This window comes from Aeromonas diversa CDC 2478-85 (assembly GCF_000819805.1).
GTDB classification, from domain to species: Bacteria; Pseudomonadota; Gammaproteobacteria; order Enterobacterales; family Aeromonadaceae; genus Aeromonas; species Aeromonas diversa.
Window position 1 is genome coordinate 44,931 of the sequence record NZ_CDCE01000031.1, and the last position, 12,629, is coordinate 57,559.

Consider the following 12,629-nt stretch of genomic DNA (forward strand, 5'->3'; position numbering starts at 1 on the left):
TAGTCTGAAGTGAGTATCGCCTGCCAGGGATGGAGTATGGGAAGAGGATTGTTGGGGCTGCTGGGGTTTTGGTTGATGTGGGGGGCTTGGGCAAACGAGCGACCTCTTGTCCTGTTGACCGAGCCCTGGCCTCCCTACGTGATGGTAGAGCGGGATCGGGAAGGCGAGGGGGCTGATCTGGAGCTGGCTCGCGTCGTGTTAAAGCGCATGGGCTATCAGGTCGAAGTGCGTCAGCTGCCCTGGAAACGGGTGTTGCTCGAAGCCAGATTGGCCAAGGGCGACGCCGTGGTCGATATCTTCTATCAGAAGGAGCGCGAGCGCTGGATCCACTACCCCTCCGAGCCACTCTCTCGCAGCGGTGAGGTGCTCTTCTCCCGCCGGGACGCCTTCGTCGACTATCAAGGACCCGCCTCGCTGGCGGGGAAGCGGATCGGCGTACAGGCGGACTACGCCTATGGTCACGAGTTTTTGTCGGCCACCGGTTTCGAGCGGGTGCCCATGACCGGTGAGAAGAATGTGCCCAAGCAGTTACAGTTGCTGAGTGAAGGGCGGCTTGATGGCGTGGTGCTCAATGAGTGGGTGGGGACTTACTGGCTGAGAAACCTTGAGCTGGGCAACGTCATTACTCATAGCCCCCGCACCATCACCACCGACAATCGCAACTTCCTCGGGTTTACTCATAAGCCCGGCCATGCCCGCCTGGCCGAGCGGTTCTCTCAGGAGCTGAAACGCTTCAAGCAGACCGATGAGTACCGCCAGCTGCTGGCCCGCTATGGATTGAAGCCTTGATGCATCTCTGGTTGCTGTTTTTATTGCTGCTTGCCCCCTGGTTGTACGCCAAGCCCCTGGTGGTTGGAGGGACCCTGGAGGCTCCGCTCAAGTATCTGGACGAAGAGGGGCGGCCCGCCGGGCTTGAGATCGACATCCTCACCGCCATCTTCGGGGCCATGAAGCAGCCGTTTCGGGTCGAGCTGACCGACTCGGGTGCGCGCCTGACCCGCAACGCCGAGAGCGGCGTCTACGACATGGTCTTCACCCACTCCTACAAGCCAGAGCGGGAACGCTATCTCATCTATCCCCAGCAGTCTCACCTGCGTCACAGCTGGCACTTCTTCGTGCGCAAGGAGGATCTGGGGCGTATCCGCTTCGATCGACTGAGCGATCTCAAGCCGTGGCGCATCGGGCTCACCAAGGACTTTGCCTACACCCCTGAGATCAACGCCATCGAGGGGGATCCCGCCTGGCGGGTGCAGATGGTGACCATGAACGATCTGCAGCTGCGCAAGTTGGTGATGAAGCGCATCGATGTGGTGCCCATGCCGCTGGTGACCGCTTTCGCCCAGATCCAGGCAGAAGGCATGGAAGGCAAGGTGGACTACCTGCCACACCCCTTCAAGTCGAGCCCCTACTTCAACGTCTGGTGCAAGGCGCGCGCCGATGACCAGACTCCCGCCCTGATGCAGGCCTACGACGCCGAGCTGCTGCGTATGAAGCGAGACGGCCGGCTCAGGGCCCTCTACGAGAAGTACGGCATTCCCTACGTGGAGCCCTGATCAGGGGCGCACGTCGCGCAAGATGGGATTTTGCAGCGAGATCAGGGTTTCGGTGGACTGGATCTCGTCGATGGTCTGGATCTTGTTGATGAGCACGGTCTGCAACTCGTCGATGGAGCGGGTCATCACCTTCATGAAGATGCTGTAGTGACCCGTGGTGTAGTAGGCCTCCACCACCTCGTCCAGCGCCTGCAGCTTGGCCAGCGCCGAAGGGTAGTCTTTCGCGCTCTTGAGATTGATGCCGATGAAGCAGCAGACGTCGTAGCCGAGCTTCTTGGCGTTCACCTGCACCCGCGTCCCCTCGATAATCCCCGCCTGCTTCATCTTCTCGACCCGCACGTGGATAGTGCCCGGGCTCACCGCGAAGCGCTTGGCCAGCTCGGCGTAGGGAATGCGCGCGTTTTCCATCAGGGCTTCCAGGATGCCCTGATCCAGATTGTCGATCCGATAATTTTCCGCCACTTTTTTGAACGACCTTTAACGATTCGAGATTAAAGGTGAGGTTATATTGAATGAAAAAAGGCGTAAAGCGTATTTGTATTATCGAATATTGAATTTAATGGCCGTTGTGTTGAAGAATCCTCACAACAACGCAGTTTGAAACAGGGATTCGCCATGAAACAGCACTACATTCGCAGCCAACAGCAGATCACTCTGGTCAAGGAGATCTTCTCCCGCCAGCTCGCCCAGCAACTCGGTCTGATGGAGGTACAAGCCCCCATCCTGAGCCGGGTCGGTGACGGCACCCAGGATAATCTCTCCGGCAGCGAACAGGCGGTGCAGGTGAAGGTGAAGACACTACCCGGAGACAGCTACGAGGTGGTCCACTCGCTCGCCAAGTGGAAGCGCCATACCCTTGGCCGCTTCGGCTTCGAGCCGGGCGAGGGGCTCTACACCCACATGAAGGCCCTGCGTCCGGACGAGGACCGCCTCTCCCCGATCCACTCTGTTTACGTCGATCAGTGGGATTGGGAGCGGGTAATGCCGCAGGATCGCCGGGATCTGGCCTACCTGAAAGAGACGGTGCAGGCCATCTGGGGCGCCATCAAGGCCACCGAGCGCACCGTCTGCGCCGAGCACGCGTTGACCCCCTTCCTGCCGGAGGCGATTCAGTTTGTGCACAGCGAAGAGCTGCTGAGCCGTTACCCGGACCTCGACGCCAAGGGACGTGAGCGCGCCATCGCCAAGGAGCTGGGTGCCGTCTTCCTGATCGGCATCGGCGGCGCCCTTGCCCACGGTGAGCGCCACGACGTGCGGGCCCCGGACTACGACGACTGGAGTTCAGAGAGTGAGCTGGGGCTAGCGGGTCTGAACGGCGACATCCTGGTGTGGAACCCGGTGCTCGAAGACAGCTTCGAAATCTCCTCCATGGGGATCCGGGTGGACGCCGACGCCCTGCGGCGCCAGCTCGCCATCACAGGCGACGAGGATCGCCTAGCCTACGACTGGCACCAGGATCTGCTGGCCGGCCGCATGCCCCAGACCATAGGCGGCGGTATCGGTCAATCGCGTCTGGCCATGTTGCTGCTGCAAAAAGAGCATATCGGTCAGGTACAGGTCGGCGTCTGGTCGGCCGAGATGAAGGCCAGCGTCCCCGGCATGCTGTAAGGGATGTCAGCCGAACCCGGTGCCGCGCTCATGCGGGGCACGGTTCATCCAGTGTGTGGTCATCCGGGGTGAGAGAGCGCATCCCGGCAGACTGTAAGCAGAGCGGCCATCCCGCCTCTCTGCGCAACCGGGGCTTGCCCCTGCGACCCGCTCAACCCACGTCAGGTCGCACTGAATACATTCCTCCCGGCAATCTTCGGATTGCCGTTTTTTTTTGCCGATAAAAACGAGGCGCCCCGCAGGGCGCCTTGGATCAACCGGGTGTGCGTAACCGGGAGACCTTGAAGTTACGCTCGGCCTGATGGACCTTGTAGAGATAACGGCGCGACTCGGCCAGCGGGTGCTGCTCGGTGAGGACCTGATAGACCTCCTGAGGCGAGAGCCGGTTGATGACACCCGGTGCCGCGTTGCGATCGTCGGCAAAGGTGCGCAGCACGTTGCCTGCCCCACCGTTATAGGCAGAGATGACCGAGTAGCGGCGTGACTGGGGATCCTGAATATCCGCCAGATAGACGCTCTGTAGCAGGTGCAGGTAGGCGGTGCCGATGTCGATGTTGTAGGCCGGGTTGAACAGGTCTTCCCGGGTCGGCTGACCGTACTTGCCCTTCACCCGCACGTAGACATCCCGCCCGGCGGTGGCCGGGATCACCTGCATCAGGCCGTAGGCGTTGGAGCTGCTCACCGCATAGGGGTTGAAGCTGCTCTCTGTCTTGATCACGGCGTAGATGAGGCTCTCGGGAACACCGTACTTGCGCGAGGCCTGGCGGATTAGCCCGGCATACTTATAGCCTCGTTGATCCGTGTGATTCGCCTCCATGGGGATGTCCACATAGTAGATGGTGCGGATCCCCAGGGTACGCTGCTTGAGGGCGGTGGCGAGCAGATGGTCTGCGTAGCGCTCGGCACGCCAGGCGAAGCGGATCGGCTGACGCTGGTTGTCGAGCACCTGGCCATAGAGGAAAGGGTCGGTGCCGGGCATGATCTCCCGATCCGAGTAGAGATCCACTTCGGCCGGATCATCCGGGGTGAGCAGGGTCTCTATGATGGCGCGGCGCAGATGCACCTTGGGGTCGATCGTCGAGACGGTCTCCACCTGGATCAGGCCGCCATTGAAGTCGATGTGGGCCCGGCTCTTGTACTGGTCTGTGTATTTGACGTAGTCGAAGCGCCCGGCGAACAGGGCCTCACGCCCCCACATCTCGTTCACGTTGTGGGAGAGGGCGCTGATCATGTGCTCGAAGCCGCGCACATCCTTGCCGTTGACCAGATCCTCATCCTGTGGGGCGGGCTTGGGTGCAGAGGAGCAGCCGGCCAGCAACAGCAGACCGGCCAGGGGCCAGAAGAGGCGACTCATGATGGGCTCACTGGCTGGGGGGGGTATAGCCGTCGATCTGCACCTCGGCACCCTCGAAGAGGTATTGCACCATCTCCTGCTCGAGCAGCTGGCGGTGCTCGAGATTCATCATGTTGAGCTTCTTCTCGTTGATCAGCATCACCTGTTTCTTCTGCCACTCGGCCCAGGCCTCTTTGCTGATGTTGTTAAAGATGCGCTTGCCGAGTTCGCCCGGGTAGAGCTGGAAATCGAGGCCCGGGGCCTCCTTCTGCAGGCGCTGACAAAAAACGGTACGGCTCATGATTGACCTCTATGATGCGAGTTCCGGATAGGCGAGCAGACGCTGGGTGGCGGCTGCCAGTCCCACCTCTTCGGGTTGGCGTAAGTTATACCAGAGAGTGGTATCCCCTTCCATGAGGGCCGGGGGCTGGTGCGTCTCGACCTCCAGCAGGAAGGGGCGAATGTCCAGGTGGAAGTGGCTGAAGGTGTGGCGAAAGCCTGCTTGCTCCTGCACTCGGTCGGGGTCTTGCCCCAGCTCGCGCAGTCGGGCCTTCAGCTGAGCCTCGGTGTCGAACTGGGGGAAGCAGTAGAGACCACCCCAGATCCCCTGCGGCGGGCGCTTCTCCAACAATACCCTCTCCCCCTGCTTGAGCATCAGAAATAGGCCGCTTCTGACCGGTGTGCTCTTCTTCGGTTTACCTTCGGGGTAGCGGGTCGGTGTGCCCTCCAGGCGCCCCTGGCAATCCGCCTGCACCGGGCAGAGTTCGCACTTGGGTTTGCTGCGGGTGCAGACGGTGGCGCCGATATCCATCATGGCCTGGTTGTACTCTTGTACCCCCTGACGCGGGGTCAGGCGGATGGCGAGCTCCCACAGCTGGTTCTCCACCGCCTTCTGCCCCGGCCAACCGGGCTGGGCCAGCCAGCGAGTGAGTACCCGCTTCACGTTGCCGTCTAGAATGGCGTGGGGCTGGCCGAGGGAGAAGGAGAGGATGGCGCCGGCGGTGGAGCGACCAATGCCGGGCAGGGCGGTCACCTCTTCGATTCGCTCGGGAAAGAGGCCGCCGTGCTCGTCACGGATCCGCTGGGCCGCCTGGTGCAGGTTGCGGGCGCGCGCGTAGTAGCCGAGCCCGGTCCAGTGATGCAGCACCTCATCCACGGGCGCATCGGCCAGGGCGATCACGTCGGGGAAGCGGGCCATGAAGCGCTGGTAGTAGGGGATGACGGTGGCTACTTGGGTCTGTTGCAGCATGATCTCGGAGATCCAGACCCGGTAGGGGGTCTTCTGCTGTTGCCAGGGAAGGGTCTTGCGTCCCGAGTGTTCATACCACTCCAGCACCCGGTTGGCGAAGGTCGCTTGGTTCACGTCGATTCTCGTCAGTTGAAAACTAAGCGGGAGCCTAGTTGGCTCCCGCAGGGGTCAGCCATTCCAGTTCTGCAACTTCTCGATGCTACCCTGCTGGCCGCCCACCGTGAGGATCAGGCGCTCCTGCTCAATGGCACTCACGGTAACGCCCGGGGCCAGCTCCTTACCAACGCTCAGCTCACGGCCATTGAGGATGACGCTGCGCTTGGCGGGGTTGGAGGAGTAGAGATGGGCGCCGTAGGTAAAGCGCGGCACCTGTTGCAGCAGCTCGTAAGGCAGGCTCGAGAGCGGCGGTACGCTGTCCTCGATCGGCGCAGGGGCCGGTGCCTGCGCCAGAGGTTGCTCGCTACCCACCGCCTGGGCAAAACGGCGCGCCAGCTCGGGGGAGACACCGCTTAAATCGAAGCCTGGCAGGGTCGGCACCGGGCTCTGCTGAGGGGCGGCCGGCTTGGGTTCCGGTTGGGGTAAGGGCGGGGGCAGGGGCTCAGTGGTGAGCTCGCGCGGCTCCACCCGCACGAAGGGCGGGATCACCTTGTGCGTCACCTCCACCTTCTGTTCGACAGGCTTGGTGTTGAGCCTGTGCCAGCCGTAGTTGGCTCCGGCACCCAGCACTAAGGCCAGTAGCGCCAGCAGGGGCCAGATCCAGCGCGGTGTGGTGGGCTCGGGACGTGCGGCCAACCCCATGGAGGGGATATGGGGCGTGCCGGCCGGCGCGTCGGCCCGGCGCAGGGCATTGAGCAGGGTAGACATCAGGAGGCCTCCTCCAGCTTGGGCATGGGGTCGCCGGCGATGACGTTGAGACGCAGCAGGGTGTTGCCGCCAGCCACGCCATCCACATTGAGCCCCGCCGACTTCTGGAACTGTTCGACTTTGCGCTTGAGCTCGGCATCGAAACGGCTCACCTTGCGCGGTGCCTGTTTGAGTGCCTTGCTCACGGCGTTCTCGAGCCACTGGGCCTGAGCCTTGCCGGCTCCGTTGCCTATGATGGTGCTGCCATCCTTGGGCAGGCGCCACAGCAGGGTGTAGTCACTCCCCCAGTGCTGGGTCAGCCAGTCGCGCTCCACATCCCAGCTCTGCTCGCCGATCAGCAGGTGTGCCTGCTTGGCGCCGAGCGATACCAGGGTCGCATAGTAGCCGTTACCGTGTTCGTCCTTGAGGCTCACCTGGGCCGGGTGCTGCATCTTCTCAAGCTCCTCGAGGCTGCCAGCCCCGTTCAGGCAGCGCAAGCCGGCGCGCGGAGCATCGTCACAGGTGGCCTCTTCCAGTTCGGGTTCGAAGCCCCAGACCCGATAGAGATTTTGCAGGGCAATGGCCGGATCGTAGGCCTGGGAGATCGCCTCCTCCAGCTGCGCCTGCTGCTCCGGGGTCTCATCCTGAGTGACTGGTACCTCCACCTTGACCACGGGGCGCACCGGCATCACACCAAACTGTTGCCAGCCAAACCAGCCGGCGGCCACCATCAGTGCACCGCCGAGCGTGACCGCCAGCGTGCTGACCCAGCTCGCATCGTCGCGCTGACCCGTGACTTCAAAGGCGGCCTGGGCGATATCGCGCCCGTTGATCTGGTGATCGCCGCGGCCATAGGCGACCAGCATGGCGCGATCGCAGATGAGGTTGATAAGGCGCGGGATGCCGCCGGAGAGGCGATGCAGCGTCGTGATCGCCTTGGCGCTGAAGATGGGTTGCAGGCAACCGGCGATCTGCAGACGGAACCGGATGTAAGCGTCCACATCGTTGCGGGTCAGGGGCAGCAGGTGGTAGCGCGCCGTGATGCGCTGGGCCAGCTGGCGCAGCAGGGGCTGGCGTAACATCTGTTGCAGTTCGGGTTGGCCTATCAGCACCACCTGCAGCAGCTTCTTCTCGTCTGTCTCGAGGTTGGTCAGCAGACGCAGCTGCTCGAGCACCTCAGGCAGCAGATGCTGGGCCTCGTCGATCAGCACCACGCTGCGCCGGCCTGCCGCCAGGTTGGCCAGCAGATGGTCGCGGATGAGATCGAACAGGATCTTGAGGCCGGCGTCGGGGGCGTAGGGCAGGCGGTACTCGTCGCAGATCGCCGCCAGCAGATCCCGCTCGGTCAGGGAGGGGTTGAGGATATAGGCGATCTCGGTCCCCTCCGGCAACTGCTGTAGCAGGCAGCGGGAGACTGTGGTCTTGCCGGTGCCGACCTCGCCGGTGAGCAGCACGAAGCCACCCCCATCCTGCAGGCCGTAGACCAGGTGTGCGAGGGCCTCCCCATGGCGCTCGCTCATGTAGAGATACTTGGGGTTGGGGGAGATGGAGAACGGTGCCTCCGCAAGCCCGAAAAACTGTGTGTACATAGGGTTCATTCCATTGTCATGGACGGCAGGGTACAGGGGGGGGCCGTGGGATGTCAAAGCCGCATCGAAGGGGAGTGACGGAGGGGGTATAATCCCCCCGTTAACGCAGAAGGAGAAGAAGTTGCGAGTCTATCTGGTCGGTGGTGCGGTACGTGACCGTTTGCTGGGGTTGCCCCAGGGGGATCGGGATCATGTGGTGGTGGGCGCCACGGTGCAGCAGATGCTGGATCTGGGCTATCAGCAGGTGGGGCGTGACTTTCCCGTCTTCCTCCACCCCCGCACCCAGGAGGAGTACGCCCTGGCCCGCACCGAGCGCAAGCAGGGTCACGGCTACACCGGGTTTGTCTGCCATGCCGCCCCCGACGTGACCCTGGAGCAAGACCTGCTGCGCCGGGATCTCACCATCAATGCCATCGCCGAGGATGACGATGGCGCCCTGGTGGATCCCTATGGCGGTCAGCGCGATCTGGCCGACCGGGTGCTGCGCCACGTCTCGCCGGCCTTTAGCGAGGATCCCTTGCGGGTGCTGCGGGTGGCCCGCTTCGCCGCCCGCTTCCACGCCCAGGGCTTCACCATAGCCCCCGAGACCCTGGCCCTGATGCGCCAGATGACGGAGGCAGGTGAGCTGGCCCATCTTACTCCCGAGCGGGTCTGGAAGGAGATGGAGCGGGTGCTGCTGGGGCCGGCTCCCCGGGTCTTCTTCGAGGTGCTGCGCGAGTGCGGCGCCCTCAAGGTGTTGCTACCCGAACTGGAGGCCCTGTACGGGGTGCCGGCGCCAGTCAAATGGCACCCCGAGGTGGACACAGGCCTGCACACCATGCTGGTACTCGATCAGGCGTGCCGCCTCTCACCGGCGCTCCCGGTACGGTTCGCCGCCCTCTGCCACGATCTCGGCAAGGGGCTCACCCCGCCGGCCTTCTGGCCGAGCCACCACGGTCACGGGCAGAAGGGATTGCCGCTGATCCGGGCCCTGTGTGAACGGCTGCGGGTCCCGAATGATTGCCGCGACCTGGCACTGCTGGTGAGCGATCTGCACACCCACATCCACATCGCCTTCGATCTCAAGCCAGCGACCCTGCTCAAGGTCTTCGACAAGGCGGACGCCTGGCGCCGTCCGGAGCGCTTCGCTCAGTTGCTCGATGCCTGCCGCGCAGACTTCTTCGGCCGCACCGGATTCGAGGAGAGGGTCTACAGCCAGCCCGACTATGTGGCCGAGGCACTCAACGCCGCCGCCGCGGTACCGGTGAAGGAGATAGTCGCCGCCGGCTACCAGGGTGAGGCGATCCGCGAACAGCTCGCCAAACGGCGGCTGGATGCCATCGGCCGCATCAAGGACGAGTGGACCTTCGAGCTCCCCTGATTGGGTTAGCGGAAATAAAAAGCCCGGGCAAGTGCCCGGGCTTTTTCAATCGACCACATCAGGAGAAGCAGGCCTTCAGGATATAGAAGATGATGATGGAGAGGATGGCGCCCGCCGGCAGGGTGATGATCCAGGAGACCACTATGTTGCGCAGCACGCCCAGGTTCAGGGCGGCGATGCCACGGGCCAGACCCACCCCCATCACGGCACCCACCAGCGTCTGGGTGGTGGAGATGGGCAGACCGGTCCCGGAGGCGATCACCACGGTCGCGGCGGTGGCCAGCTGGGCGGCGAAGCCACGGCTCGGGGTCAGGTGGGTGATGCCGGTACCGACGGTCGCCATCACCTTCTCGCCCATGGTGGCCAGACCGATCACGATACCGATACCGCCGAGCGGCAGGATCCACCAGGCGATATGGGCATTGCCGGCGATCTCGCCACCGGAGGCGACGATAGAGGTCACCGCGGAGAGAGGGCCGATGGCATTGGCCACATCGTTGGAGCCGTGAGCAAAGGCCATGGCGCAGGCGGTGATGATCATCAGGATGCCGAACACCTTCTCCACGTTGGCGTAGTGCATCTTGCTGTCATCCTGCGGGTTGTACTTCTGGCCGCGGATATAGAACCAGCCTGCCAGAGCAACCAGCAGCGAGATAATGACCGAGAGCAGGATCCCTTCGTTGTCGGTCAGGTGCAGACCGACGTGGGAGAGTCCCTTCTTGATGGTCACCAGGCAGATCACCAGAGAGGTGAGGAACATGTAGAAGGGGACGTAGCGCTTGGCGTTGGCGAGCGGGTTGTCGGTGTTGAAGATCAGCTTCTGCACGCTGATGAACATGAAGTAGGCGATGAGGCCGGAGAGGGCCGGGGTGATCACCCAGGAGCCGACGATGCCACCAAACTTGTCCCATTGTACAGACTCAGGGCCAATGCTCACCACGCCGAAGCCGACGATGGCGCCGACGATGGAGTGAGTGGTAGAGACAGGCCAGCCGAAGTAGGAGGCCAGGATCAACCAGGCACCGGCCGCCAGCAGGGAGGCGATCATGCCGAGCACCAGCAGATCGGGCGTATCGGCGAAAGCTGCCGGATCTATGATGCCGTTACGGATGGTCGCCGTCACTTCGCCGCCCGCCAGATAGGCGCCGGCGAACTCGAAAATCATGGCGATGATGATGGCCTGGCGGATGGTCAGGGATTTGGTCCCGACCGAGGTTCCCATGGCGTTGGCCACGTCGTTGGCACCGATCCCCCACGCCATCATGAAGCCGAACACGGCCGCAATGAGCACCAGGGTGGTGCCATAGTTCGCAATAATATCCATCAATGTCTACCAGTCTGTGGATTAAGAACGAGCCAGCATCAGTTCCAGGCGCTCGCCAACGCGTTCGGCCTGGTCTGCCAGATCTCCTACCCATTCAAGGATCTTGTACAGGAACATCATATCGATCGGGTTGTACTGCTGCTCCACTGCCTGGAGCTTCTGGCGCAGCCCAATCTGCATAACATCCGTGTCGTCCTCGATCAGATCCAGTTGATGGATCATCTCTGCAACCAGCTCAACCTCGCGGCCCTTGAAGCCAGTCTCGAGGAGATCGTCGAGCTCTTCGATGGCTTTCTTGGCCTGTGCCGTGGCATCGATGCAGCGCTTGAGATAGGCCATGAAGTCGGCCCGCATCTCGACGGGAAACTCCATATGACGGCCCAGCATGCGGCCCGAGATGTCCTTGGCGCGGTTGGCGATCTTGTCCTGCTGGGTCAGCAACTCCAGCAGATCGGTGCGCGCGACAGGCATGAAGAGACCGCGTGGCAGCTTGAGACGGATCTCGCGCTTGAGCACATCGGCTTCTTTCTCGAGCTGGGAGATCTGGGCACGAACCTGTTCGGCCTGGTCCCAGTGACCGTCGGCAACGGCGTCGAAGAAGGGAATAAGCTGCTCGCAGCAGGTATGCACTTTGGCAATATGCTTCTGCAGCGGTTTGATGGGGGACTTGGCAAAAAGTCCCAAGATAGTATTTACTGGCATAGCCAAACCTGTGTCGGTGAAAAAACACGCGATACGCTGTTGTGAGGGGCGCATGGTAACCGAACTGGGAGGGCAATAAAACCGGCAATTGGACGCGAGTTCTCTTGTGTATCCCATTCGCTATCCCCATCCCCCCGCAAACCCGCCTGCTGTCTGCCCGGAAGCCTAGATGAGCCAAGAGATTGAAATTAAATTCTGTTTGAACCGGGTCGGTTCAGAAATGTTAGCCGATTTTTTGCCGACGTTACCGATAGTGGCGCGCACTTGTTGCGAGTTGGGGAACCGCTATTTCGATACCCCGGATCTGGCGTTGCGCCACCTGGACATGGGGCTGAGGATCCGTCGCTGGGGCGAGGAGGCAGAGCAGACCATCAAGTGCCGGGGTCAGGTGGTGGGTGGACTCCATGCCCGACCCGAGTACAACACCCCTATCGAGGGAGAGGTACCGGATCTCTCCCGTTTTCCTGACGAAATTTGGCCAGATGGGGAGACGGTTACTCGTCTCCAGCCGAACTTGCAGCCACTTTTTCGTACCGATTTTCGGCGTGAGGCGCTGCAATTTGAGACTCCCGGTGTGGCCATCGAGCTGGCCCGGGATGAGGGGGAGATAGTCGGTCGCCTCGGTCGCGAACCCATCGACGAGCTGGAGCTTGAACTCAAGTCTGGCCCCGCCTCGGCCCTGTTCGATCTCGCCGAGCGTCTGGCGGCGCTGGGGGGATTGCGCCCCGGTTCCCTCTCCAAGGCGCAGCGGGGTTATCGACTGGCGGGGCAGGCCGCACCCTGGGCACTGCGGGCCAGCCATCCGGTCGCAGACGACCTGAACGCCCTCATCGACGATCTGCAGTACCACGAGTCCTGCTGGCTGGCTGGCCTGAGCGGGGCCGCAGAGCGCATGAGCGAGGATGCGCGCCGGTTGCTGCCGATGGGCGAGGGGAGTCGTTGGCAGGCGCCTCTGGCGAGCTGGCTCCAGCACTGGGAGAGATCGCCCGATGAGGCGTCGCTCTACCGAAGCGACTATGCCCTCTTCCTGCTGCGGCTGACTCGCCAGCTGCACGGTGCCTGAATCGT

Annotated in this window: 13 protein-coding genes; 5 read left to right on the top strand and 8 right to left on the bottom strand. The window is 62.6% G+C overall.

Annotated elements, in window-relative coordinates; all coding sequences use genetic code 11:
- Positions 1-36: 36 nt before the first annotated feature.
- Both BN1121_RS12480 and BN1121_RS12485 read left to right on the top strand, forming a co-directional pair.
- Positions 37-789 (top strand): substrate-binding periplasmic protein, encoded by a 753-nt coding sequence (locus BN1121_RS12480; protein ID WP_043157678.1) that lies wholly within the window; start codon positions 37-39, stop codon positions 787-789.
- Positions 789-1,553 (top strand): substrate-binding periplasmic protein, encoded by a 765-nt coding sequence (locus BN1121_RS12485; protein ID WP_005354496.1) that lies wholly within the window; start codon positions 789-791, stop codon positions 1,551-1,553. Before BN1121_RS12480 ends, BN1121_RS12485 begins: the two co-directional genes overlap by 1 nt.
- Here BN1121_RS12485 and asnC read toward each other — a convergent pair whose 3' ends face one another.
- Positions 1,554-2,015, bottom strand: coding sequence for a transcriptional regulator AsnC (gene asnC / locus BN1121_RS12490; RefSeq protein WP_005354498.1), 462 nt, complete (start codon positions 2,013-2,015; stop codon positions 1,554-1,556).
- A 153-nt stretch (positions 2,016-2,168) separates the two neighbouring features.
- On the opposite strand from asnC, the gene asnA reads away from it, so the two are divergent.
- A complete protein-coding gene (gene asnA, locus BN1121_RS12495) occupies positions 2,169-3,161 on the top strand; it encodes an aspartate--ammonia ligase (protein WP_005354500.1) in 993 nt (330 codons plus the stop codon).
- A 253-nt stretch (positions 3,162-3,414) separates the two neighbouring features.
- Here asnA and mltC read toward each other — a convergent pair whose 3' ends face one another.
- From mltC to BN1121_RS12520, 5 genes are read right to left on the bottom strand one after another with little or no spacing between them, the layout of a single operon-like run.
- Positions 3,415-4,515: a membrane-bound lytic murein transglycosylase MltC gene (mltC, locus tag BN1121_RS12500; RefSeq protein ID WP_043597932.1), complete on the bottom strand. Its 1,101-nt coding sequence runs from the start codon at positions 4,513-4,515 to the stop codon at positions 3,415-3,417.
- Positions 4,516-4,522: 7 nt separating this feature from the next.
- On the bottom strand, positions 4,523-4,795 hold the full coding sequence (locus tag BN1121_RS12505) for an oxidative damage protection protein (protein WP_005348693.1): 273 nt from the start codon (positions 4,793-4,795) through the stop codon (positions 4,523-4,525).
- Positions 4,796-4,804: 9 nt separating this feature from the next.
- A complete protein-coding gene (mutY, locus tag BN1121_RS12510) occupies positions 4,805-5,857 on the bottom strand; it encodes an A/G-specific adenine glycosylase (protein WP_005348691.1) in 1,053 nt (350 codons plus the stop codon).
- A gap of 54 nt (positions 5,858-5,911) precedes the next feature.
- Positions 5,912-6,607: a type II secretion system assembly factor GspB gene (gene gspB / locus BN1121_RS12515; protein ID WP_005348690.1), complete on the bottom strand. Its 696-nt coding sequence runs from the start codon at positions 6,605-6,607 to the stop codon at positions 5,912-5,914.
- Positions 6,607-8,175, bottom strand: coding sequence for an ExeA family protein (locus tag BN1121_RS12520; RefSeq protein ID WP_005348689.1), 1,569 nt, complete (start codon positions 8,173-8,175; stop codon positions 6,607-6,609). Before BN1121_RS12520 ends, gspB begins: the two co-directional genes overlap by 1 nt.
- Before the next feature lie 121 nt (positions 8,176-8,296).
- Here BN1121_RS12520 and BN1121_RS12525 point away from each other — a divergent pair, with 121 nt between their 5' ends.
- Entirely contained in the window at positions 8,297-9,535 is a 1,239-nt protein-coding gene (locus BN1121_RS12525) for a multifunctional CCA addition/repair protein (RefSeq protein WP_005348687.1), read from the top strand.
- Positions 9,536-9,593: 58 nt separating this feature from the next.
- Here the strand turns inward: BN1121_RS12525 and BN1121_RS12530 are convergent, their stop codons facing one another.
- The gene (locus tag BN1121_RS12530; protein WP_005348685.1) at positions 9,594-10,859 is read right to left on the bottom strand and encodes an inorganic phosphate transporter; all 1,266 of its coding nucleotides are present in this window, start codon (positions 10,857-10,859) and stop codon (positions 9,594-9,596) included.
- A 21-nt stretch (positions 10,860-10,880) separates the two neighbouring features.
- The gene (locus BN1121_RS12535) at positions 10,881-11,561 is read right to left on the bottom strand and encodes a TIGR00153 family protein (protein WP_005348682.1); all 681 of its coding nucleotides are present in this window, start codon (positions 11,559-11,561) and stop codon (positions 10,881-10,883) included.
- Positions 11,562-11,730: 169 nt separating this feature from the next.
- Between BN1121_RS12535 and BN1121_RS12540 the strand changes: the two genes are divergently transcribed.
- Positions 11,731-12,624 carry a CYTH domain-containing protein gene (locus BN1121_RS12540; protein ID WP_081606396.1) on the top strand — a complete coding sequence of 298 codons (894 nt, stop codon included), beginning with the start codon at positions 11,731-11,733 and terminating at the stop codon, positions 12,622-12,624.
- Positions 12,625-12,629 lie beyond the last annotated feature (5 nt).

What these genes read in the sequence shown, in the direction of transcription:
- BN1121_RS12480 (WP_043157678.1), top strand. Translation starts at nt 37, where the DNA reads ATGGGAAGAGGATTGTTGGGGCTGCTGGGGTTTTGGTTGATGTGGGGG.
- BN1121_RS12485 (WP_005354496.1), top strand. Translation starts at nt 789, where the DNA reads ATGCATCTCTGGTTGCTGTTTTTATTGCTGCTTGCCCCCTGGTTGTAC.
- asnA (WP_005354500.1), top strand. Translation starts at nt 2,169, where the DNA reads ATGAAACAGCACTACATTCGCAGCCAACAGCAGATCACTCTGGTCAAG.
- mltC (WP_043597932.1), bottom strand. Translation starts at nt 4,515, where the DNA reads ATGAGTCGCCTCTTCTGGCCCCTGGCCGGTCTGCTGTTGCTGGCCGGC.
- BN1121_RS12505 (WP_005348693.1), bottom strand. Translation starts at nt 4,795, where the DNA reads ATGAGCCGTACCGTTTTTTGTCAGCGCCTGCAGAAGGAGGCCCCGGGC.
- gspB (WP_005348690.1), bottom strand. Translation starts at nt 6,607, where the DNA reads ATGTCTACCCTGCTCAATGCCCTGCGCCGGGCCGACGCGCCGGCCGGC.
- BN1121_RS12520 (WP_005348689.1), bottom strand. Translation starts at nt 8,175, where the DNA reads ATGTACACACAGTTTTTCGGGCTTGCGGAGGCACCGTTCTCCATCTCC.
- BN1121_RS12530 (WP_005348685.1), bottom strand. Translation starts at nt 10,859, where the DNA reads ATGGATATTATTGCGAACTATGGCACCACCCTGGTGCTCATTGCGGCC.
- BN1121_RS12535 (WP_005348682.1), bottom strand. Translation starts at nt 11,561, where the DNA reads ATGCCAGTAAATACTATCTTGGGACTTTTTGCCAAGTCCCCCATCAAA.
- BN1121_RS12540 (WP_081606396.1), top strand. Translation starts at nt 11,731, where the DNA reads ATGAGCCAAGAGATTGAAATTAAATTCTGTTTGAACCGGGTCGGTTCA.